Here is a 20,877-nt window from a genome sequence, read left to right on the forward strand (position 1 = left end):
AAACTGGAGTTAGCTAAGAATACGCACGTATAATAACCAGATACATAGGATCGATCTACCAAATTTTAAATGGTGTGGGTTCCCAGATTTCAGATGGTGGGCTACTTTCTCACACGCCCCACCCCCCTTCCAACGTCTATGAACGGTGATCAGTCGACGGTCGGGCAGTGCCCAGAGTGCGGCAGTTCGATCTCGAGCGGATGGAAGTTGATTGAGTACGAACGCGATGACGGACCACTCGGAATTTTCGCTGAATGCCCGTCGTGTAACGAAGTCGTCGCTCCAGAGTAACACCGGAGATCCAACTGTCCTGATCGGTAGTTCTGTTGAAATCCACGATAGGTATCAGGTACGGAACCCCCGCTGCTCAGTGCAGGTGAAGTAGGTAACAGAGCGATGACCTATTTATCCGGGAAACAGGAGAAAGTACATGCTGAATACAGAGGATGAGTTCAGCACGGCGACCCTATTTATTTCACGCCGAAGTCGATGAACTCCCTGCTCAGTAGACCCGCGTATTTATCGAAATCTTTGTAATAGATATTGTTAGTGAATTTACTCATGGACAGAACAGATTGGTTCCTTGCGCTCATCACTTTTTTATTGGCTGTAATCGCCCTTGAAACCGTCACAGTTGACACAAACCAAGTTTTTCGAGATATCGGTGGTAGCGTCTCTCTATTGATAGTCTTCCTCTTACCACTCTATCTTCTTGTCCATGTCGTAAGAAACCATCATGAAGTACCAGACTGGTCGGTCTGGTAATTGAATCCTCTATACTGAGCGTTCGACCCTTCATGCAGATCGCGCTCTACCGAGTCCCACATTCGTGCCCTGTATTCAGCACGACCGGATCTAACTACCAAACCATTGCCAAGATTGTCGTGCTGAATACAGAGCGCGTATCGGTTACTGGCTGGCCTCCTGATGTGGCTAAGCAAGTCGGTAAGTACCGTGGACGAGTTTATCGGTTCTTTCAGTATCCCTTCCATGCCAGACGTCCTTGTAGAGCAGGTCGAGGTCCCCAATTTCTCGCACCTTACCACCGTGTGATACCGTTGATGGCACTACTGGGATCATCGTGGATACGTTGGCAACCTGCGAGCGATCGATAGATGCCCGGGAAACAGCATTTAACTAAAGAGTTAAGTATTTGCCCCACATCCATTCAACCGGATGGTTGAACAACCGCCGGACGACCTCGATCTCGACACGGTCTTCCAGGCACTGGCACATCCGATCCGTCGGGACATCCTCGAACAGGTGGCCGACGGACCGGAGAGCGTCAGCAACCTGGCCGAACCACACGACGTCTCCCTCGCCGCCGTCTCGAAGCACCTCCACGTACTGGAAGACGCCGGCCTGATCGACATCGAGAAGGACGGTCGCGTTCGCCGATGCCACCTGAATGCCGCGCCCCTGAGCGCCGCTTTTGGATGGCTTACCCGGTACCGCGTCTTCTGGGAGGACCGGTTCGACGCGCTGGCCATCCACCTGGAGGAAACAGAAGAATGACCGAAAGCAACACCGACGCGGAGAGCAAGGACAACCAACTGACCATCCGGCGGACGTTCGACGCCCCGCGCGACCGCGTCTACCAAGCGTTCACGAATCCCGACGAGCTGGAGCAGTGGTTCGTGCCAGAAGGTATGGAGGCGGCGGTCCACGCCATTGAGCCCGAACCTGGCGGCGACTTCGCCGTGAGCTGGACTACCGATGAGAATCGCATCGATAACGAGGGGACCTTCGTCGAGGTGGTCGAAAACGAGCGTCTCGTCACAGTCGAGGAGATCGAGGTGGGTGAACTGCGTCTCAGCTACGAGTTTCGGGACGTCGACGACGGCACGGAAGTCGTGGTCACGCAGGACTTCCCCGGTCCGGTGCCCGACGGCGCCTCCGAGGGCTGGGCGGGCATCCTCGACAATCTTAAAGCCGTGCTCACCGAGCCATGACCGACACCGAGACGACCGAGGGACGGAGCATCACTGTGAGCCGCATCATCGAGGCGCCGCCCAAGCGGGTCTACGAAGCCTTCCTCGACCCGGACCAGCTCGCCCAGTGGCTCCCGCCGACCGGCTTCTCCGCCGAGGTCCACCACCTCGAGCCCGAGGTGGGCGGAACGTACCGCATGACGTTCACGGGCGAGACCGAGGCGCTCGCCAAGTACGGCTTGACCTTCGGCGGCACCTACCTGGAGCTAGTTCCTGGTGAACGCATCGTCTATACCGACGAATTCGAGACCGACGAGCCTGAGATGACCGGAGAGATGACGGTGACGGTTACCTTCGAGGTGGTCCCCGAGGGGACCGAGGTCACCGTCCGTCATGAGGGATTCCCCGAGGCCACTTCCCCGAGCGACGCCAACGAGGGGTGGACCGACTCGCTGTCGAACCTCGCGGAACTGGTGGAAGGGACATCGTGACGGTCGAACCGAGGCGACGACGGTCGCGCTGTGCCGACGCCACGATATCGACGGCGTCCTGCGTTTCGCCGGCGACGTCGACGGAATCGCACCCCGGATCGACTCGACCGGGATTGCAGAGAGCAACGACTGAGAACGACATGGGGCGGCGTCGCCTCGTGGCATCGCTGGGAAACTGAGTGACAGCCAGCGAGAGAATCCCCCTCCGGAGTATAACGTTTAATGTTTTAAAAGTATGTTCGCATATCTCGTGCGACATTTGCGCCGTGTATTCAGCAGATCCTCATTGAACTATCGGACTGCTGCTATAAGGGGCGTGCTGAATACAGAGTGTCCATCGGTCATTCCAGTGGATTAAGGACGATGAATCGTTTCGGGGCTATATTTTCGATGTTAGAGGCTGCAATTGCAATTGGGTTGGGGAATTTCCAAAGGCATTCAATAGCACCTGTGTCGATCTCCTCGCGGAGGAGGGTATTGGAACTGTGGCGGGACGCGAGCAATCGACGCCCGTTCTGAGAGTGACTACCCTCAGTACCTCACGAAGCGTCCACATCCAACCGTGTCTGAGGTTTGAGTTCTGCGTCGGATCTTAGCGTTGTGATTCGCGGAGGATCAGCGGCTCGATGGCAAGTGTCCGTTTTGCTATGGTGAGGATGCGAAGGACGTACGAGACGAACAGCATGAATGGAACGAGCGTCACCGCAAACGCACCGCCCACGACGAGGATGATGTGATCGAGACCGAGTGTGCTTCCTGGGAACGTCCCCACATCGACGATTCCGACCATGATACCCGCAACGGCCAATGCCGGGACTGCAGCATAGAGAATCATCTGAGACAAGTCGATGAGTGCCCACTGGAAGTACAGCGTCTTGATGTGTTCGCGCGCCGGACCAAACAGAGACAGCGCTGTTTTGAGGTCGTCAAGCAAGCCGTGTTCTTCCTCATTGAGGCTCTCTTCGTATTCGTTCGCGAGACGTTCAACTTGGAAGATTTTCCAGCTATAATTGAAATTCAGTGCGGCGAATAACACATCGAACGAGCCGAACTGCGCACCTTCAAGTTGGTCACGTACCGTGTCAGCGTTCCCGGTGACGCTTTCAGCGAATTCCTCGACCTCTTCTCGGAGGTTCTCGTTATCATTCTTGTCAATAGACTCTCGAAGAGCCGTCGTCCGTTGTGCCGTGATTCCGATGATCTGGCGGAGGAATTCGGATGGGTCGGCAGGACTCGGAGACCCGATTAATTCTTCAGTAAAGTCCCGGACATCCATTGAACTGGACATACGCTCGCGTTGATCGCCGAGCGGGCCGTTCTCTTGGGTGAGGACGAGCTGACCGATCGTGACGACGAGTGTCGTCCCAGTCACGATGACCGTGATCATCGTCGAGAACATCGTGTCGATCATGTCGCCGGACTCGATTTGCCGTGAAAATGGTGGATTGAGGACAGCGACGGCGATGACGAATGCGACGAACACGGCACTGATCAGGACGCTGGAGACGAGAAGGCGGTTCGCGCGCAGCAGCAACCAGAGTTTAATCCGACTCTCGCCTGAGCGCTCACGCATCGTGTTGGCCGTACTGATGTCGGTCTCGTCAGTCATACTGGCTCACTCGATTGGGCAGGTCGCTTGAAAACGAGGTACTTGGTGCCGCCTCCCTCGTAGTCGATCGTCTCCACAAACTCCCAGCCCTCTGCACCGAGTTGATTCAACTCTGCATTCGGATCCTCTGCTTCTTTTTGGGTCTCATCACGCGGTGGGCGAAGCGTCTCGTACTCCCAGCGATTTGCTTCTGATTCGGACATCACTCCTAGTAGGTACTGTAGCCCTCTATACCCCGCTCCACCACCGAAATGGATGGAATATTTCGGCCTTGTCGAAACCCTCGATTGGTGATCGGTTTAAGCGGTCGTGCTGAATACAGAGAACGTAGTCAGCATGGGGCGATTCCGCTCAGGATACGGTGGCGGGATGCCGCTCACTTCACTTGCGTTTCGCCGGGTCTGCAATACATTCGAGGTGTTGGAAACCCAACGGCCACCAAATGCAGTCCATCATTGAGGCTCTCGAACCCAATGTTCCCTACCGCGTGAGAACGCGGCTCGGTCCCTTGATTACCCGACTTGGGCGAACTCTCGGACAGCCCGAGTACCGCCTTCGTGATACCGAATATGTTGGCACCGTCCAGCAGCCGCTGGACGAGTTCACAAAGACACTCCAGAGACACGGGTTCGAGTGGGACCCGCTAGCGTGGTATCACCAGCCGTCAGTTGGGTCGGACCCAAATGGTAGCTGGGCGTATCGACGGGCCTTGCTGGCCGACAGACAGATCCACGTCATCCTCATCGCCCACTCGCCAGAGTATATCGACGTTTTCGCCCACGAGGAGTACAACTGGCTGCGACACCCGCTCAAACACCTCCGGCAGGTCGGCATCAAACGGAAAGCCGGTCGTAACAAAATGCGACAATGGATCGAGAGTCACGGCATAGAAGTCGATGTCAACTCACGTCGACGGCGACGGGTCACAGACGCGGTAAAAGACCTCCGCAAGTACCTTGAGTCCCTCATCCAGTAGCGTGGATTCAATCCATCTATTCGAAGAGGAGTGGCGAGCTACGCCGCACTCGGCGTTTTTTGGAATTAGCCCTCGGTGACTTGGTGTTCGTAGTCGCCGGTTTGTCGATGAGAGATATGCTTGCGGAGTTATCGGACGGACTGCGTCAATCTATGTTGGTGAAGGGCCCATGCGGACTTTTCAGTCGCCCCGTCCAAGGACACGGTATGGACGACACTCAAATCGACGATGTGGACCGGAGCATCCTGCACCAACTCCAACTCAACGCTCGCCAGACCGATACGGAGATCGCCGAGAAGGTGGATGTGACCTCCACGACGGTCCGAAATCGCCTCGACAAACTCGAAGACGGAGGCGTGATCCGGGGCTATCATCCCGAGATCAACTACGAGGAAGCGGGCTACCCCCTCCACGCCATGTTCGTCTGCACGGTCAATCCGAATGAGTTGGAATCGCTAGCCGAACAGATCCTCGACATTCGCGGTGTGGTGACCACCCGGGATTTGCTTGGGGGCGAACGGAATATCCACGTCGAGGTCGTCGCCGGCGCGGTCAGGGAGATCGAAGAGATCCGCAACGAACTGGCGGAGTTGGGCATGACGATCAACAGCTCCGAGATTATCTCTGAGACGCAGGTCCAGTCATGGGACCACTTCTATCCACGGACGGGCCCCGACGCGCGCCAAGACGACGACACCGACGATGGGTCGGTCACCGATCAAGGATAGTCGGGAGATCGCTTGAAAATTTCAAACCTAGTCACGTCTATAGGCCCCTGCTCCACATTTGGATTTTAATATATTCACCGATAGCCGATTTAGGTTGGATTTCCCAAATGTGATAATTATATGGGTAAAAGGGCTTATTCGTTAGCACGTCCTCGCCCCGGTATGTCCGAATCAATTGAGGCGGTAACAATACTTTCAATACATAGTCAGTTCCCGTTCGGCGGTTACCCCTCTCAACCAGTCGGACTTGACAGGACCACCTAATGACAGCTGAGCAACGTAAAGTCGAGACGGTGAGTCTGTTGCAGGACCTCGGGCTGAAGGAGTACGAGGCACGGAGTTTCCTGGCATTGACCCAACTCTCGACGGGGACCGCGAAGGAAATCAGCGATATCTCGGAGGTTCCGCGAACCCGGGTGTACGACGCGGTCCGAGTGCTGGAGTCGAGGGGGCTGGTCGAAGTGCAGCACGGTACCCCTCAGCAGTTTCGCGCGGTCAGCATCGAGGAGGCATCCACGACCTTGCGGCAGCAGTTCGGCACACGGATCGACACCCTTGAGTCACACCTCGAAGCGCTCGATCTCCAGCCGGAGGTCGACGACAGCGACCGAATGCAGGAGGTATGGACGCTGTCCGGCCACGACGGCATCGAGGCCCGGACACACACGCTGCTGGAGGACGCCGAATCGGAGATCGTGCTGCTGATCGTCGAGGAGGAACTTCTGACGGAGGCGTTGTACGAGCGGCTCCGCGACGCGGTCGACCGCGGCGTCGACGTGATCATCGGTGGCGAAACGGATGCAATCATCACCAAGCTCGGTACCGAGATGCCATCCGTGAAGGTGTTCGAAACCGAACTGGACTGGCTCCTGGGCCGGGGAGCGACGACGAGATTGCCATCAGCCGCCTGCTGTTGGTCGACCGCACGACGTTGCTGGTCAGTTCCTTCTACCCGCACGCCGACCACGACGATTCAGGCGAGCAGGCAATCTTCGCCACCGGCCTGGAGAACGGTATCGTCGTCCTCCTTCGCCGGATAATCTCCTCGGGTCTGCTCCCCGTGGCGACCCCGGCGAGGTAGCCAGTCAGCGGTTCCCGGGCCAGACTGCACGAACAGCGTGATGACTACAGGCTCTCTAGTCAGCACGGCCTCAGCGAACCGTCAGCGATTGAGAATTCCAACAGAGCCGCTTTGATTGCATTCAATGGGGGCGTCACAAAAATACTCGCAGGCAATTTATTTCAACCTGATTTGATTGAACCATCCGGTAAGTGGATGTGCGTACTGTTCGATGTTCTCCAGTACTAACACTCAGATTACGCCGCTACCATCACTGCTTATGGAGCGAGGAGGTGTCTCTCCCTTATGACCGATTCGGGTAGCGACGAGTTCGACCCAACAGCACCAGATCACCGGGAGATCGGCCGCAAAATGGTTGACGACAGTACGGGACTCGGTTCGGTGATGGCCCACGCCTATCGCGGAGAGATAGACCGAGTGGGGACGTGGCGGCAGCGCCTCGACGAGACGACGAAGTGGGCGGTGACGCTGATGGCAGCAATCTTGACGTGGGCGTTTTCGAGTACCGATAACCCACACTATATCTTGCTGATCGGGATCGTTGTCGTCACCATCTTTCTGGGCATCGAAGCACGGCGGTACCGGGACTACGATGTCTTTCGCTCTCGTGCTCGAGTCATCCAAGAGAACCTGTTCGCAAACGCCCTCGATCCGTCCCAAGGCACTGAAAGTCACGACTGGCGAGCAGAACTGAGCAGGGACTATCGCAGGCCGACGCTGAAAGTCTCGTTCCACGAAGCACTCGCAAACCGGCTCCGGCGTGTGTACCTTGCTCTGCTCAGTGTTCTATTGGTCGCGTGGGTCTCCAGGATTACAGCGTTCGCGCCGCGCCAAGACTGGCTGACAACCGCTGGAATCGCCCGTATCCCCGGGATTGCTGTGGTTGCCATTGTGGGTGTGTTCTACGTCGTACTGCTGGGCGTCACCTTCTGGCCCCACGAGCGCCATGCCAAGGGAGAATTCCGTGAAGGGGACCCGGACGACTGGAAAGAGAACCAATAAATCCGTTCTCTGTACTGAGCGATTGGGCAACCCTCTGAATGGGCGTCGATCTGTGCTGCATTCGCGCCCTGTATTCAGCAGAAACTGAACGATCTACCGATCTTCTGTCACGAACGGCATGCTGAATACAGAGGATGAGTTTAGCACGACAGGTTCGTTTGTTTCATTCCGATATCAATGAAACAGCTGTTCAGTAGACGATCTGTACTGAGCGATCACCACCTTCGCAAATCGAACTGGATCTCGTGCGACATTCGCGCCCTGTATCTTGCAGAGACTCAACGAGTTACCGAACTGTTGTCAGAGGCGGCTTGCAACATTCAGAGGCTAAATGCAGCACGAGGATTGTTCGGGTCAAGCACTTAGAAGAAAACGGGCGGCGAGTAACACTGCGAATTGACCCTGGAATAATCGATTGTCCCGCCGGAGAAGAGTGGTACGGAGAACGACGACGCCGACGGTTACCCCCCAATAATAAACTCAAGATCAACGAAGGGTGCAGCGACCAGAATTAGTAATACGAGAATCCCCGCGAAGCGGAGTACGCCCGCCGCCTGTCGCCGGCTCTCGGGGAGGGACTCGGCGATACCGGACAGCGCAGTTCCGACGACGATAAATAGTAACCACCGGGTTGCGCCAGCGTCGCCGACGCTCCAGGCATACACGAACATGCACAAGAAGGTGAGCGACACGCCGAATTGAAAGAGTGCGAGGGGGCGACCTTGTGGCTCGTTGAACAGCACTTCGGTGATATAGGAGAGCATAAGCGACGTTCCTGCTCAAGATACAAAATGATGTCTCGACGCACTCCTGGTAGAACGTCTGTCTCCCGGGCTTCGCGACTCGTCCGCCGGAGACTGGACATGACACCATGCGAGATTCGCGCCCTGTATTCAGCAGAGACTGAACGTTCTACTCAGATTCTGTCAGAATATGCCTGCTGAATATAGAGGATGAGTTCAGCACGACGGCATCGTTTGTTTCATCCCGAAGTCAATGAATCAGCTGATCAGTAGATATGCAAGTCTAACGGCTACAAAAACCTACAACTACGCTCGAATAGTGTTATCCATGGGTAATTTCACAACGGGGCTTGGCCCGAATATGGCGGTCGTTACGTCATTGGTCCTCCTGTTCGCACTCTACTTCGCTAAACAACTTTTCGAGTGGGTCAGGAAACATCACTAATGAAACGCCCGTCTCCACAGAGCGATTCGTAGTTCCTCTGCACTGAGCGATCACCACCTTCGCAAATCGAGCCATATCTCGTGCGACATTCGCGCGCTGTATTCAGCACGGTCGCTACGATCTATCATCGATTGAGGGTTTCAACAAGGCCGTTCCGTTATGTTCGGCCTGGCGTTGGAGTTTCGTCGCTTCAGTATCCCCGCCCACGGAAACCAGCCCCGCCGTGTCCTCGTGCCCCTGACGGCGCCGCTTCTCGCGTGTCCCGTCAGCCGTCGCCGCGCGCGGCCTCGAACGCCGCGATTGCGCGATCGCGGTACTCGCCGAGTTCGACGATGGGAGCGGGGTAGTCGGGCGCAATGGCGGCGCGTGTCTCGTCATCCAGCGTGGGCCACTCGTGGATGGCGTCGGTCGGTGCGTCCCGGAGTTCGGGGACGTGTTCCCTGACGTACTCGCCGTCCGGGTCGTACTTCTCGGCCTGGGTCGTGGGGTCGAGGAGGCGGAAATACGGCTGGGCGTTCGCTCCCGTCGAGGCAGCCCACTGCCAGCCGCCGGCGGCGTGGGCGGTGTCGTGGTCCGCAAGCTTTCGACGGTACCAGTCGTACCCCTCGCGCCAGTCTATCAGCAGGTCCTTCGTGAGGAACGAGGCGGTCACCATCCGGACGCGATTGTGAACCCACGCGTCGGCGCGCAACTGCCGCATCCCGGCGTCGACGAGCGGATATCCCGTCTCGCCGTCCTTCCACGCCCGGAGCCCCTCAGGATCGTCGCGCCACTGGATTTCGTTCGGGTACTCGCGGTAGTTCTCGGTAACTACGTCGGGACGCGCGTCGAGGATGTGCGCGTAGAACTCCCGCCAGGCGAGCCGTCGCCGGAACACTTCGACCGACTCCCGGGCGTCCCCGTCGCTGGCGGCGGCCGCCGCGTCCTCAGTGGCTTCCCAGACCGTCCGGACGCCGACTGTCCCGAACTTCAGGTGCGGCGAGAGGCGCGAGGTCGACTCTCGGGCGGGGTATTCGCGGTCGTCCCCGTAGCGGTAGATCGTGTCCTCGCGGAAGTCGGCGAGTAGGTCGTGGGCGGCGTCGGTGCCCGCTGGCTGCACGTCGGCTTCGGGATCGTCGAAGCCCAGGTCGGCGAGTGACGGGAGCGGGCCGGCGACACCGGAGGCCTCGCCGAGCCACTCCTCGTCGAGGCTGTCGCGGGGGTCGACAACGTCACCGCGAACCGGCGCGGCGACGGGGGCCGCCTTCTCCTGGGTGCGCCACTCCTGCCAGAAATTCGAGAAGACGGAGTGGTGGCTCCCGTCGTTCGTCGTGATGGTCTCTGGTTCGTGGAGGAGAGTGCCGCCGAACCGCTCGATGTCGACGCTGACGCCGGCGTCGGCGAGCGCCGCCGCGACCGCACGGTCGCGTTCGCCCGCCAGGCCGGAGTAGTCGCGGTTCCAGGTAACCGCATCGGCGTCGCAGGCCGCGGCGAGCTCGGGAAGCACCGCCCTTGGGTCGCCGCGAGCGAGGAGGAGTTCGCCGCCGCGCTCGCGGTACTGCTCGCGCAATGAATCGAGCGCATCGAGCAGGAACGCCACCACGGGCGGCGCGCCGTAAGTGAGTATCGCGGGATCGTGGACGAACACCGGGAGTAGGCGGCCGTCGCCCTCCAGTGCCGGGTTGTCGGTCACACGCAGGTCGCGGCGGTGCCAGTGGAGTCGCACACCGGAGTCTTGGCGGGCGCTGGCGCCGCCCATCGCGAGCATTCCGGCGAGACCCGCCCCGCGAAGTGCGTTTCGACGGGTTGCTCGCATCGGTTCGGATTCTGGTTCCGCAGTCGTGTGGGGTGGCTCGTTGCTCATGGCTCGTGCCTCTCTGAAGTAGCCCATAGCAGCAATCGGGACTGACTCACACGCTCCCACTCCAGCAGTCCATATAATACGGCGACGATACTTGAGAAGGATTTCACGAAATGAGGATAGTGGTGGATGGATGACTGTATCTGATTCCCAATATACTACCGAAATCTGTCATGAGCGATCACCGTCTTCGCAGATCGAGCCAAATGTCGTGCATCATTCGCGCCCCCTATTCAGCAAAACCTGATCGAGCTACCGAACTGCTGTCAAGAGGGGCGTGCTGAATACAGAGGATGTGTTCAGCACCACCATCAGGACAAAACGCCGAACGAGTCGACGAATATGGAACTGTTGAGGTCGTCGTATCGGTCGTTCAGCCGTAGTGCCTGACCGAGATTCATCGGATAGGCTCGCCTCAGGCCCCTCATTCGGACGATTGCTCCGCGCTCCAGCGGTCGATAACGTCATCGACCGATTCCTCGGGTTTCACACCGTCAATGTTCGCCGCGAACCCCATCGTTTCGAACAGCTGTACGACCTCGGGCTCGGCTTCCGCAAAACGGAGGTCAATTCCACGTGATCCGAGTTTCTGTTGGAGTTCCTCCAACATTTGCGCGGCTCCGAAGTCGACCGTTGACGATGATGTGAGGTCGAAGACGACCAATTCGACATCGGAGTCGCGTTTTGCGAGCCGTTCGAGGAGATCGGTCCGAACTGTATCAGCGTTCGCGTAGAACAGTTCGGCTTCGACGCGGTAGACGAACACATCCGTGATGGTCGTCGCCGCCGGGTATAGATCGAGAGCGACGAAATGGTCCGTCCCGGCGATCTGACCGAGTTCGTGTGTCGTGGGACTACTGACCCGAGAAATCGTGACCAGCAACGAGAGGACGACGCCGATGAAGACGCCCCAGAGCATCCCGACCGTGAGTACTCCGAGCAAGGCCGACATCGCGATGGCAAACTCACTCTTGCTCACGTGGTACAGTTGGCGGAGTGTGCTCGCGTCGAAAAGGGACGTGACGGCGACGATAACGATCGCTGCGAGAATCGTTTCTGGGAGATTCGCGAATACGCCGGTGAGAAGCAGCAGGACGACGACGAGAACGAGAGCGACCACGGCGTTCGTGAGTTGCGTTTTGCCGCCGACAGCGTCGTTGAGCGCCGACCGAGACATACTTCCCCCGACGACGAATCCGCCACCAAAGCCAGCGGCGAGGTTGGCGACGCCGTCGGCCAACAGTTCCTGATTCGCATCGGTTCGGTAGTCGTGTCGTCTGGCAAACGTCTCGACTGCGCCGATGCCTTCGACGTACGAGAGAAGGAACAACGAAGCGGCGACGGGGACGAGGGCGCCCAGCGTCGCGATACTGGGAATCGACGGAACCGTCAGCGAGGGGAGACCGCTCGGAATCGACCCGACGACGTCGACACCGCGGGCCTGCAGGTTCGTCACCGACATGAGCACGATCGAGAGGACGACGACGACGAGCGCGGTGGGGGCACGCGGCGCGTACCGTTCTCCAAGGAGGAGCAACACGATGCCAGCAACACCGACGGCTAGTGTCTCAGGGTTCGTCTCAGCGAGATGAGTCCCGGCGAACCAGATCCGCCCAAAGAACGTTTCCCCGAAGAAGCCGCCCGACGTGCTGCTCTCGATGCCGAACAGTTTGCTGATCTGGGTGGACATAATGTACAGCGCCGCTCCGGCGGAAAACCCCGTGAGAACCGATCCCGAGATGAAGTGGACGAGAAAGCCCACCCGAAACGCCCACGCAATAACTGCGAAGACGCCGACGAGGATCGTCGTCACAATGACGAGTGACCCATACGAGGCGGTGTTTCCGCTAGCGACTGTCCCGACACCACTGGCGAGCAGAATCGCCAGCGCCGAGGTCGGTCCCACGATGACTTGCCGGGAGGTGCCGAGAAACAGGTAGGCGATAACAGCCATCAACCCGGCGTACAAGCCGGTCTCCGGCGGCATGTTCGCTAACGATGCGTACGCCAACCCTTCGGGAATGACCGACGCCGCGACGGTGATTCCCGCGACGACGTCCAGACGGAGCCACGACGTGTTATACTGTGGAAGCCACTCGAGCACCGGGAGAGTCGACGAAAATCGTCGGCTGATTCGTTCTCGTAGGCGTTTTGTCGACACCGAAACTCACCTCCTGATCAGAGAGATTATCGCCGTTGGTGGGTAACCCAATTCAGGACGCCGTTCCGAGATGCTCGCTGGTTTTTCTGAAGAATGCATTGTTTATCAGTACGAATCGATCGTCGTCATTCTTCCAACTGGCCCTAGTCTATGCACAGCATCGACTGGTGCCAGTCGTCGATGTCTAGTCCGGAGACGATGACTGAATCGCCGAGTTGAAGATCGCTGGGAGACGAACACGGTACGACGTCACTCATGCTTCTCTGAGCGGTCTCGGCAGCATTGGATCATACTCACATGTTTTCGACTTTAGCGTTCCACATAATACGGGTGCGATACTTGTCTACAATTTATTGATCGAATGATAGTAACCACGGTGCGACAAACGCTAATTCTTTAATATATCGCACGATCGTGCTGGACGTATCCTCTGTCTGATCACTCCAGAGTCTCCAAAAATGAAATCGCTCTGGTCCCAGGTGAGAGAACGAAACTCGACGACGAATCTGGACCTGCCGAGGTCGTCGTATTGGCCGTTCGGATGCGTCAACGAGATCGCTGTTCGGTAGGTATGCAGGTTTGCTGGCTGAACGGCAAGAGAGTTGGAAGCCGGGTCGCTTGATCAGTTTTATAGAGGCAGTCAACGAAGAATTGGAGCCTCAATTCCGACCTGCAGAGGATCCAGCCTATCAATTGTTCGTCTACTCTTACTTCTGGGCGCAGTTATCCTCCGGAGTAGATCGGCCAAATGAGTACGTGAAGTCAACGTTAGAAAGTGCAATTCAGCATTGGGAACGAAACCAATCAGAAACCTTCGCTGGCGAAATCAATGTCGATGTTTCTGTCGAGAGATGTGATTACGACCCGGACGAAGCCATTTCGAACATTGTCAACGAAGAAGCAACTAAGAACGAACTAGACACGTTCTTGTTCACTGCTGATCAAGGCGAACTTCTTGAATTGTGAAGTGCCGTGGAGGACAATCCGCCTGCGTTCAGTCATCCTGACTCTGACAAGGTATTACGATGCACACCAGAAATGGTTGATCAGCAAATCCACTCACGATTTTATAAGTAGCCGTTATTCACCTGAGAGGTGTGGCTATCAGTCTCCTCTGGATTCTCAAGTTGGAGAACGGCTTCGGCCGGATCTAGACCGTGCCGGTCGGCGAGTTCTACGGCCGTCCGCCACGCCCCGCCGGTGCTCTTTGGCTTGATAGGTTTCAGGCGTCGTGCTGAATACAGGACGCATATCGGTCAGTGAACTCATATTGCGAGGAGTCAGTTCGATGTATCGAGTGGCGCAGAAACGGGTTGGGAGGGACTCGGAATCGAAGAACCTCAGTCCGCAGAGACGACCGAAGGGAGCCGAGCGGCCCGTCTGTGCTCCACCTGCCGCCGTACATCGGCACTTTCGTCGAGGCCATCGGTACGTTCTTGTTCGCTGGATGATTACTTCCGGACAGAAATTCCTGAAACCATGATAGATGAATTATTTGAAGAAGTTTTCACCCTAGTGCTCCGAGTCGTCCCCGACGTCGTATGGGGGTTCTTGTTTATCTTAGGAGGAGTTGCAACGACGGCAATCGGTGTAGGGATCTTCAGCGAGTCGGCACGGAGTGGCGGAATACTCATCGCCGTTGGTGTGCTGCTGGTGGTCAGTGTACTGGTTATGTGGTACCGATAGCCGATCTCGTGTCGAGGGGTCCGACCGTCCTACGGCACGGCAGATTCACTTTCACATCAAAACCTCTCGTCAGATGTGAGCGACCAACTCAAATGTTTGATCTAACGGTTCGCCCAGCGTCTCGTGAATGGAGACAGTTCTGTAGCAGAATACAGCCTCTGTATCCAGCACGCCACCCTTGACAGCGACTCGGTAGCTCGATCAGGTTTTGCTGAATACGAGGCGCAGGCCTTGTTTAGACGCTAGTGAGAGCGGTGCTGTGGCTCAATTCTGATCTTCCAGACGAGACCTCGTCGAGAGTTTTGCCCCTCGACCGAGGTGATGGTGTTGCTCCAATCTCGATAAAACGGCTGCAGAACCGAAATTGTAGAGTCCAGTTCCACGATGGCGATTCCATTTCCAACACCTATATATCTACTTTCGGTCTGTGGACCTCGTTACCCTCGAATTTTCGCGTCTAAACACGGCCCGAGGCGCATAGTCAGCGCGCTTGGACTGCAGTCGGAGAGCAGTGGAATGTAATCAGTACATTCCGAGCAGTGTTTACTCCAGATTAGATTTGTTTTGTATATGAAACACAACAGTTCGATCGCGAACAGTAGCGCTCGGATTAGACAATCGGAATGATATTGTGTTTCCTGTAGGAACATAACCGCACGGATGGTCCCCCGTCGAACGATCGCGCTCCTCCTCGGATTGGCGCTCGTAAGTGGCTATGTCCTGTATGGTACCGTCTCTGGGCCCTCCCAACCCACACTAACCGTCGAAAATAACGACACGACAGCGTATCAGGTGTCAGCTTACACTGTCGAGAGCAGAGAGCAAGCGATGTACGTGAATTTCGAGGTCACAACCAGAGATGACGAACACAGGCTCAAGACACTCTCACAGTTAGTCTGGTCGGACAGAGATCGAAACGTGACGCTAGCTGACGATGGTATCCCCACGCAACGAATCACCGTAGTTCCCGGCGAGAAGGTGACGACCCCGATTGATGGGTGGACGCGAGGGAACGTGACGGTATATCTCGTCGAGAAGTTCGACGATAATGAGACGCACGTCTCAACTAGAATCCAGACGTGTCCCAGAGGAGGCCAGGAGCACAGTTTGACCTTCGAGGACGGTGGAACCAGCGGTAGTTCAACGTGTACCTGAGTGATGCGCTGGTAGCGGTCCACAACAGGGAGAGCACCCACGAACGCAGTTGCCGACTCTCGTCCGAGCATGTATCTCTCGCTTCGATTCAGTCGACCGGGGTCGACACTGTGCCATGAGAGTCGGCCGAAAGAACGGTCACAATCGCGACGGCGTGGATTGGCGCCACAACTGCAGTACTCAGAAACCCGCCGGCTACCGGCACAGTCGCGAGGCCCCAGTAGGCGAGACCAATGACAATGATGAGGCCGGCGATGGTCATGCCCTGACCGCGTGATCGACGATAGCTCTGCCTGAGTGCCGTCACAAAGCCACTCCCGGTGACCAGCAACGCGGGAAACAGGAACAGACGGGTCAAGACGAACAGGGCCATCGCCAACAGCACCAGTCCGAGCAGGAAGTTATTGATATCGACGGAGGAACCGCCCAGCAGCTGCGGGATCGAGACGATTGCAGCCAGTACGATAAGATACCTGCTCAACGCACGGAGACGAGAGTATGTATCGAGTGCCTGTGCGATCGTCACCCAACCGGCGATCCCAACCGCGAGTAGAACGAAGACTTCGAGCCCGACAGCCCAGAGGAGATACTGTCTTTTGAGGTCGACCAACGCACCAACGTGTCGGACCGTTCGTGCAGTACCCTGGGGAAGCACTGAATATTGGATACTAACCGATTGACTGAGTGCGTCCGATGATGTCATCGGAATCGGATCGTGTTGGCGAAGCCAGTCGCCGAGTGCAACTAGCACACCAACGACGGCGAATGGGACAGCGAGCACGGGATCGCGACGAATGCGTCCAAGTGCAGACTTGAGCACACCCAAGGTGGATAGTCGAGTCGTCTGGAATGGGTGTCCGACCGAAGACACCGATTCGCTTCCGTCCCCATCTTGTCCGGACATTATGCCTCCTCCAGTGCGAGAATTCGGTCACGATTCGCCAGATACAGGATGCCATCCCCGACGATCGGTGGCGAGAGGGGTACTTCCGAAGGCTGATACTCGAACTGCTTCTCACCCGTGGCGACGTCGAACGCCTCCAGTGCCCAGAGTGAGTCCACAGCGTAGACACGATCATCAGCGACGACCGGCGTCGTTTTTCCGTCGAAGGGTGTTGTCCACCGTGTCTCGCCGGTTGCCAGCGAGAGCGCATGCAGTGACTCTCGCTCATCGGCAACGAAGATCGTGCCGTTAGCTACTGCTGGCGTGCTGTCGGTCGCATTCCCGTCGAGGTTGCGTTCCCATAGGAGTGAGCCATCGGACCGGGCACGCAACTGGACTGACTCGCGCGTCGGAATGACGACGCCCTCGTCTGTCGCCACTGGCGGCAGAACCGTCATTTCCTGGAGTTCACGGTGCCAGTGTTGCTCACCAGTATCAGCACGATACGCAGTGGCCTGTTGCGGCCACGCGGTAACGAACACGATGCCGCCGTCCACCGCGGGTCTGTTGTACGTGCCACTGGCGGCTTCGTCTTTGTGATGAGTTCGCCGCCACAGCACCTCTCCATTATTCGGATTCAGTGCTACGACCGAGTTCGTCCCAGGTACCGCCGTGTATATCGTCCCGTTTGCAGTGACCGGGGTTGTTGACTCGGCCGGCCCGAACAAACCGGATGCAGGTGATTGTGGCCCTGTCCATCGCTCGCTACCTACTCTCACCTCTGCTAGAGGAAGTTCTCGTCCACCATTCGCGTCGAGCCCGTAAATGCCAGATGGTCCGGTCATACCGAATGTCTTGGTCTGATAGATTGATGCTGGCGCGATCGCTGGACTCGAGTGATACGGCCCCTAGAAGCTGAATCGTCGCTGGCCAGTCTCGGTATCAAGTGCGAGCAGTCCATTGCCACCGACATACAGCGTTTCCCCCCAGCGGATCGGTTGCGTGCTCCCTTGGAACCAATCTGGTGTCTGGTGTATCCACCCGACTGACACGTTGTCTTTTGGACCCGATACTTTAGGGTTGTACCCGGTTCCGGAAGGGTCGTACCGGTCCATCGGCCAGTCATAGGGTGATTGGCTGTCTGTGTGTTCCTGCGTATCGAGGGACGCAAGGCCAGCTGAACCGGTGATTCCCAGGACGGCTAGTCCAAGAAACCGACGTCGTGAGGAGGGCATCTATTCGCTGGTTTCTCACAAGCGAAATTATTGCTGTCGGTCTTCCCGGTTGTCGTGTTTGACTGCGAGTTCGGCGATTCGAACGCCAGGTCCCCACAGTGAGGACGGATTCAGGTCGTGGGCGAAGTCCGCGACGAGCTCGTCGACGTCCTTGCCGATGTAGTTCCGGACGCGGTCGTGGAAGCGCTGGTCCGGTGCGTCGAAGCTCTCGAGATCGATACCATCGACGATCGTCTCGGCGAGGCCGAAGTAGGCCTGGACGTGGCCATCGATCAGGACGTCCCACTCCGCAGCCTGCTCGTCGTATCGGACCTGGTCGTCTTCCTGCCGTCCGAGTAGCCTGTTGATCGCTTCCTGCTTCGGGTCCTCGCCTGCGGTTCGTTCGATGACGTCGCCGTGGTCGCGGATGATCGTCGCGGGGCCCGATGCCTCGACGAGGAACGATCGCGGGAGTGGTGTCACCTTCTCGCCCTCGAGCGCCCCTGCGACGTCGGCGCTACTGGCCTCGATCGCCATCACTCCTCACCTCCGACGTCGTGGATAGCTGCGACACGTTCGAGTCGGCTCCGGGGGAACGCGTAGCGCTTCAGCGTCTCGATCGACCTGGTCGTCCGATCGGAGTAGACGACTTCGTAGACGTCGTCGGTCGGATCGAACTCGGGGTTGACGTCTGCGACGGTCTTGTCCGTGCCCTCGAGGCGGTACTCGTCGGCGGTGTGTGGCGTCGTTTCGACGACGACCATCGTCTTCTCGTCGTCGTCCTCGGTGACGTCTTGGACGTGATCGCCGACGTGCAGCGGCTCGAGATCGTCGCCCGCGCCGTCGGCCATGGGCAGCTGGGTCTCGGTGGGCTCGGCGTGGCTATCCTCGCCGCCGTCGGTCAGGACGCCCTCGGGACCGGCGACTGCCTCTGCTTCGTCGATCGACGGTTCGGGGCCCCGGTACTGCTGATAGGCTTCCTCCCAGTCCGGTTTCGGGCGCGTGTTGACCTGCATTTCAGATCCTCTCCGTTTCGACGGCGCGCTCGAGCGTGTCGCGGACTGCGTGACACGCCGCGTTGTGGACGTCCCAGTCCGGGAGCGCGTCGGCCGTCGATGTCGTCTGGGCTGCGATCCTACTTAGGTCGATCTGGGTAGTTTCCGTTTCCGCCGATTCTTCCGAAACCGATTCGTGGGTCTGCGTGTGTACACTCATACGCTGGTTCCTCCAGCACGGTCGAGGGTGTTGGCGCACCTGCGGCCAGTTTCTGCGGCCGAACTCCCGTGCTCAGTTACTACTCTATTTGCCAGTCACTTGGACTTAATGGGTCGTAAAGATAGATCGTACTACTATCAACAAAGGTAAATAGTAGCGTGAGAGACTAAACATGGGGGCCATGAATGGATCAACAAGAAATGGGGCTGCGAATCGACGAGAAGACAGAAGATGTCCTTGAGGTGCTGTCGCAACATGGTTACGCAACGACTGGAATGCTTGTCGACGAAACAGGGTATTCCAGGCCGACAGTCACGAAGCGACTCGATCGACTCCACGCTGCCGAGAAGATCGAGTATGTTCACGAGCCAACAGCGCTCTGGCGGCTTGTCGAAAATCCACGCGAGAGTGGTGATGACAGTGACGACTAAAACTGGATACTGAAAGAAGACGTCAAGTAGTGCCGGCCCTCGAATAGGAGTCACATTCGACGCTGTCTGATTATGATTGTAATAGTCCGCGACCTATGTTGACTCGTCAAATCGTCACGTGTTGGCGTCGACGGCTTGATGCCAGGGATATCGTTGTTTCGAGCCAGAGTCGTGAACACGGGTTGATTTTCATAGGATTGTTGAAGTGGTTTATGCGTGTGTGCTTATAAAGAGAGTATTAGGGGACGGCGTGATCGGCACAGTCGGCGGAATGATCGCACTCATGAGCGGCGAAATATGAACACGTGACGATTGGATTTGTGTTCATATCTGGGAGATCGGTTTCGTCAGCGTGCAACCGGGTGGGTCATCGTTCAATTACCCTCGCGTACAGAAGGCAGGCCCAACGGTCATTCCCGCTTAACGCTCCTCAAGGAATGTTCCAACACTATGAGGATTCGAAACTGCGAGTTCATAGTTCCGGGCGGGGCTGACATTCCGAGTTTTGCATCTTGAACCGTGATTGACCAACCGCGCGGGACGACTCAACAGCGCAGCACTATTTTCTGGATGCGACCGGATTTGACCTCGGACCGACTCACGATTACCACGTCTCATGCTGCGTGATGAGTCGGCTGACCGTAGTCATCCGACACATGTCATAGACTGGCCGAATCAGAAAGCATATTATGTGTATGTAATTACTATTTTCAGTGACATTCCCGATATGGAGGCTTACTCGGACTTCATTTGGTCGCTGGGTGTTTGATGCGCTCGCGAATGCTGGGGTGATGTTCTCACGACTCGAACAGTTCGAACACCCGCTCAACGGCCCACTCCCAGACCCATCCGTTCCCGACGAAATCTCACTTCGCGTTGATGCTCCAGAAACGTTTACTCTGACAGGTCGAATGGACCGTCCGGAACTGTCCGATCAAGATCAAATCGTCGCAGCGGTCGCGGACGATCGTGTCGTCGGCGTCCAACCCGTCACGATAGACCGCCCGTTCTATGTCGACCCGCTCGAGCGAACGATCGACTTCGACGGTGCATACTTCTGGGGACTCTACGTCGCCCCCGAGTGGCGGCGGCGGGGCGTCGCGACGGCACTCGTCGCTCGAGCGCTCTCATTCGTCGCGGATCAGACGTCTCAAATACACGTCCAGACGCTCGTTGGTATCGATAACGCTCCATCAAAGGATGTTCTGATGAGTCTGGGATTCGAACGGAAGCGCGTCCGATCATACTATCGGTTGTTCAGGTTTCAACGCAGAGGGCAGGTGTAA

Annotated in this window: 22 protein-coding genes and 1 pseudogene; 13 read left to right on the forward strand and 10 right to left on the reverse strand. The window is 57.3% G+C overall.

The window, feature by feature from the left end; all coding sequences use genetic code 11:
- The first annotated feature begins 138 nt into the window (after positions 1–138).
- From MUG98_RS25655 to MUG98_RS14690, 4 genes are all read left to right on the forward strand, one after another.
- Entirely contained in the window at positions 139–291 is a 153-nt protein-coding gene (locus MUG98_RS25655; protein WP_486606256.1) for a DUF7837 family putative zinc-binding protein, read from the forward strand.
- Between the two features lie 885 nt (positions 292–1,176).
- Positions 1,177–1,515 carry an ArsR/SmtB family transcription factor gene (locus MUG98_RS14680; protein WP_265108192.1) on the forward strand — a complete coding sequence of 113 codons (339 nt, stop codon included), beginning with the start codon at positions 1,177–1,179 and terminating at the stop codon, positions 1,513–1,515.
- Positions 1,512–1,952 carry an SRPBCC family protein gene (locus MUG98_RS14685; RefSeq protein WP_265108193.1) on the forward strand — a complete coding sequence of 147 codons (441 nt, stop codon included), beginning with the start codon at positions 1,512–1,514 and terminating at the stop codon, positions 1,950–1,952. The genes MUG98_RS14680 and MUG98_RS14685 overlap by 4 nt, the downstream gene beginning before the upstream one ends.
- Positions 1,949–2,422 (forward strand): SRPBCC domain-containing protein, encoded by a 474-nt coding sequence (locus MUG98_RS14690; RefSeq protein ID WP_265108194.1) that lies wholly within the window; start codon positions 1,949–1,951, stop codon positions 2,420–2,422. Before MUG98_RS14685 ends, MUG98_RS14690 begins: the two co-directional genes overlap by 4 nt.
- Positions 2,423–3,014: 592 nt before the next feature.
- On the opposite strand, the gene MUG98_RS14695 is transcribed toward MUG98_RS14690, so the two are convergent.
- Both MUG98_RS14695 and sp36 read right to left on the reverse strand, forming a co-directional pair.
- Complete coding sequence (locus MUG98_RS14695; protein ID WP_265108195.1) at positions 3,015–4,031, reverse strand: DUF7972 family membrane protein; 1,017 nt, start codon at positions 4,029–4,031, stop codon at positions 3,015–3,017.
- Entirely contained in the window at positions 4,028–4,234 is a 207-nt protein-coding gene (gene sp36 / locus MUG98_RS14700) for a Sp36 family protein (RefSeq protein WP_265108196.1), read from the reverse strand. Before sp36 ends, MUG98_RS14695 begins: the two co-directional genes overlap by 4 nt.
- A 239-nt stretch (positions 4,235–4,473) precedes the next feature.
- Here sp36 and MUG98_RS14705 point away from each other — a divergent pair, with 239 nt between their 5' ends.
- From MUG98_RS14705 to MUG98_RS14720, 4 genes and pseudogenes are all read left to right on the forward strand, one after another.
- The gene (locus tag MUG98_RS14705) at positions 4,474–5,007 is read left to right on the forward strand and encodes a hypothetical protein (RefSeq protein WP_265108197.1); all 534 of its coding nucleotides are present in this window, start codon (positions 4,474–4,476) and stop codon (positions 5,005–5,007) included.
- Positions 5,008–5,213: 206 nt separating this feature from the next.
- Complete coding sequence (locus MUG98_RS14710; protein WP_265108198.1) at positions 5,214–5,735, forward strand: Lrp/AsnC family transcriptional regulator; 522 nt, start codon at positions 5,214–5,216, stop codon at positions 5,733–5,735.
- Positions 5,736–5,998: 263 nt separating this feature from the next.
- Positions 5,999–6,816, forward strand: a pseudogene (locus tag MUG98_RS14715) (TrmB family transcriptional regulator).
- A gap of 285 nt (positions 6,817–7,101) precedes the next feature.
- Positions 7,102–7,818: a DUF2270 domain-containing protein gene (locus MUG98_RS14720; protein WP_265108199.1), complete on the forward strand. Its 717-nt coding sequence runs from the start codon at positions 7,102–7,104 to the stop codon at positions 7,816–7,818.
- Between the two features lie 461 nt (positions 7,819–8,279).
- On the opposite strand, the gene MUG98_RS14725 is transcribed toward MUG98_RS14720, so the two are convergent.
- The 3 genes from MUG98_RS14725 to MUG98_RS14735 all read right to left on the reverse strand — a co-directional run bounded on the left by MUG98_RS14725 (position 8,280) and on the right by MUG98_RS14735 (position 12,950).
- Positions 8,280–8,582: a DUF8011 family protein gene (locus tag MUG98_RS14725; protein WP_265108200.1), complete on the reverse strand. Its 303-nt coding sequence runs from the start codon at positions 8,580–8,582 to the stop codon at positions 8,280–8,282.
- A gap of 689 nt (positions 8,583–9,271) precedes the next feature.
- Positions 9,272–10,711 (reverse strand): cryptochrome/photolyase family protein, encoded by a 1,440-nt coding sequence (locus MUG98_RS14730; protein ID WP_345779800.1) that lies wholly within the window; start codon positions 10,709–10,711, stop codon positions 9,272–9,274.
- Between the two features lie 559 nt (positions 10,712–11,270).
- Complete coding sequence (locus tag MUG98_RS14735; RefSeq protein WP_265108202.1) at positions 11,271–12,950, reverse strand: SulP family inorganic anion transporter; 1,680 nt, start codon at positions 12,948–12,950, stop codon at positions 11,271–11,273.
- Between the two features lie 636 nt (positions 12,951–13,586).
- Here MUG98_RS14735 and MUG98_RS14740 point away from each other — a divergent pair.
- From MUG98_RS14740 to MUG98_RS14750, 3 genes are all read left to right on the forward strand, one after another.
- The gene (locus tag MUG98_RS14740) at positions 13,587–13,973 is read left to right on the forward strand and encodes a hypothetical protein (RefSeq protein WP_265108203.1); all 387 of its coding nucleotides are present in this window, start codon (positions 13,587–13,589) and stop codon (positions 13,971–13,973) included.
- Positions 13,974–14,486: 513 nt separating this feature from the next.
- A complete protein-coding gene (locus MUG98_RS14745; RefSeq protein ID WP_265108204.1) occupies positions 14,487–14,693 on the forward strand; it encodes a hypothetical protein in 207 nt (68 codons plus the stop codon).
- Positions 14,694–15,353: 660 nt separating this feature from the next.
- Positions 15,354–15,848 carry a hypothetical protein gene (locus tag MUG98_RS14750; RefSeq protein WP_345779771.1) on the forward strand — a complete coding sequence of 165 codons (495 nt, stop codon included), beginning with the start codon at positions 15,354–15,356 and terminating at the stop codon, positions 15,846–15,848.
- Between the two features lie 88 nt (positions 15,849–15,936).
- Here the strand turns inward: MUG98_RS14750 and MUG98_RS14755 are convergent, their stop codons facing one another.
- From MUG98_RS14755 to MUG98_RS14775, 5 genes are all read right to left on the reverse strand, one after another.
- Complete coding sequence (locus MUG98_RS14755) at positions 15,937–16,752, reverse strand: hypothetical protein (RefSeq protein WP_265108206.1); 816 nt, start codon at positions 16,750–16,752, stop codon at positions 15,937–15,939.
- Entirely contained in the window at positions 16,752–17,576 is an 825-nt protein-coding gene (locus tag MUG98_RS14760) for a PQQ-binding-like beta-propeller repeat protein (RefSeq protein WP_265108207.1), read from the reverse strand. The genes MUG98_RS14755 and MUG98_RS14760 overlap by 1 nt, the downstream gene beginning before the upstream one ends.
- A 417-nt stretch (positions 17,577–17,993) precedes the next feature.
- Entirely contained in the window at positions 17,994–18,482 is a 489-nt protein-coding gene (locus tag MUG98_RS14765) for a hypothetical protein (RefSeq protein WP_265108208.1), read from the reverse strand.
- On the reverse strand, positions 18,482–18,961 hold the full coding sequence (locus MUG98_RS14770) for a hypothetical protein (protein ID WP_265108209.1): 480 nt from the start codon (positions 18,959–18,961) through the stop codon (positions 18,482–18,484). The genes MUG98_RS14765 and MUG98_RS14770 overlap by 1 nt, the downstream gene beginning before the upstream one ends.
- Position 18,962: 1 nt before the next feature.
- Positions 18,963–19,160 carry a hypothetical protein gene (locus tag MUG98_RS14775; protein ID WP_265108210.1) on the reverse strand — a complete coding sequence of 66 codons (198 nt, stop codon included), beginning with the start codon at positions 19,158–19,160 and terminating at the stop codon, positions 18,963–18,965.
- 185 nt (positions 19,161–19,345) lie between these two features.
- Here MUG98_RS14775 and MUG98_RS14780 point away from each other — a divergent pair, with 185 nt between their 5' ends.
- Both MUG98_RS14780 and MUG98_RS14785 read left to right on the forward strand, forming a co-directional pair.
- Entirely contained in the window at positions 19,346–19,591 is a 246-nt protein-coding gene (locus MUG98_RS14780; RefSeq protein ID WP_265108211.1) for a MarR family transcriptional regulator, read from the forward strand.
- Between the two features lie 791 nt (positions 19,592–20,382).
- Positions 20,383–20,877 (forward strand): GNAT family N-acetyltransferase, encoded by a 495-nt coding sequence (locus tag MUG98_RS14785; RefSeq protein WP_265108212.1) that lies wholly within the window; start codon positions 20,383–20,385, stop codon positions 20,875–20,877.

This window comes from Halosolutus halophilus (assembly GCF_022869805.1).
Lineage (GTDB): Archaea > Halobacteriota > Halobacteria > Halobacteriales > Natrialbaceae > Halosolutus > Halosolutus halophilus.

Coding starts and splice junctions, on each gene's coding strand:
- MUG98_RS25655 (WP_486606256.1), top strand. CDS start 139: ATGAACGGTGATCAGTCGACGGTCGGGCAGTGCCCAGAGTGCGGCAGT.
- MUG98_RS14680 (WP_265108192.1), top strand. CDS start 1,177: ATGGTTGAACAACCGCCGGACGACCTCGATCTCGACACGGTCTTCCAG.
- MUG98_RS14685 (WP_265108193.1), top strand. CDS start 1,512: ATGACCGAAAGCAACACCGACGCGGAGAGCAAGGACAACCAACTGACC.
- MUG98_RS14690 (WP_265108194.1), top strand. CDS start 1,949: ATGACCGACACCGAGACGACCGAGGGACGGAGCATCACTGTGAGCCGC.
- MUG98_RS14695 (WP_265108195.1), bottom strand. CDS start 4,031: ATGACTGACGAGACCGACATCAGTACGGCCAACACGATGCGTGAGCGC.
- sp36 (WP_265108196.1), bottom strand. CDS start 4,234: ATGTCCGAATCAGAAGCAAATCGCTGGGAGTACGAGACGCTTCGCCCA.
- MUG98_RS14705 (WP_265108197.1), top strand. CDS start 4,474: ATGCAGTCCATCATTGAGGCTCTCGAACCCAATGTTCCCTACCGCGTG.
- MUG98_RS14710 (WP_265108198.1), top strand. CDS start 5,214: ATGGACGACACTCAAATCGACGATGTGGACCGGAGCATCCTGCACCAA.
- MUG98_RS14720 (WP_265108199.1), top strand. CDS start 7,102: ATGACCGATTCGGGTAGCGACGAGTTCGACCCAACAGCACCAGATCAC.
- MUG98_RS14725 (WP_265108200.1), bottom strand. CDS start 8,582: ATGCTCTCCTATATCACCGAAGTGCTGTTCAACGAGCCACAAGGTCGC.
- MUG98_RS14745 (WP_265108204.1), top strand. CDS start 14,487: ATGATAGATGAATTATTTGAAGAAGTTTTCACCCTAGTGCTCCGAGTC.
- MUG98_RS14750 (WP_345779771.1), top strand. CDS start 15,354: ATGGTCCCCCGTCGAACGATCGCGCTCCTCCTCGGATTGGCGCTCGTA.
- MUG98_RS14755 (WP_265108206.1), bottom strand. CDS start 16,752: ATGTCCGGACAAGATGGGGACGGAAGCGAATCGGTGTCTTCGGTCGGA.
- MUG98_RS14760 (WP_265108207.1), bottom strand. CDS start 17,576: ATGACCGGACCATCTGGCATTTACGGGCTCGACGCGAATGGTGGACGA.
- MUG98_RS14765 (WP_265108208.1), bottom strand. CDS start 18,482: ATGGCGATCGAGGCCAGTAGCGCCGACGTCGCAGGGGCGCTCGAGGGC.
- MUG98_RS14770 (WP_265108209.1), bottom strand. CDS start 18,961: ATGCAGGTCAACACGCGCCCGAAACCGGACTGGGAGGAAGCCTATCAG.
- MUG98_RS14775 (WP_265108210.1), bottom strand. CDS start 19,160: ATGAGTGTACACACGCAGACCCACGAATCGGTTTCGGAAGAATCGGCG.
- MUG98_RS14780 (WP_265108211.1), top strand. CDS start 19,346: ATGGATCAACAAGAAATGGGGCTGCGAATCGACGAGAAGACAGAAGAT.
- MUG98_RS14785 (WP_265108212.1), top strand. CDS start 20,383: ATGTTCTCACGACTCGAACAGTTCGAACACCCGCTCAACGGCCCACTC.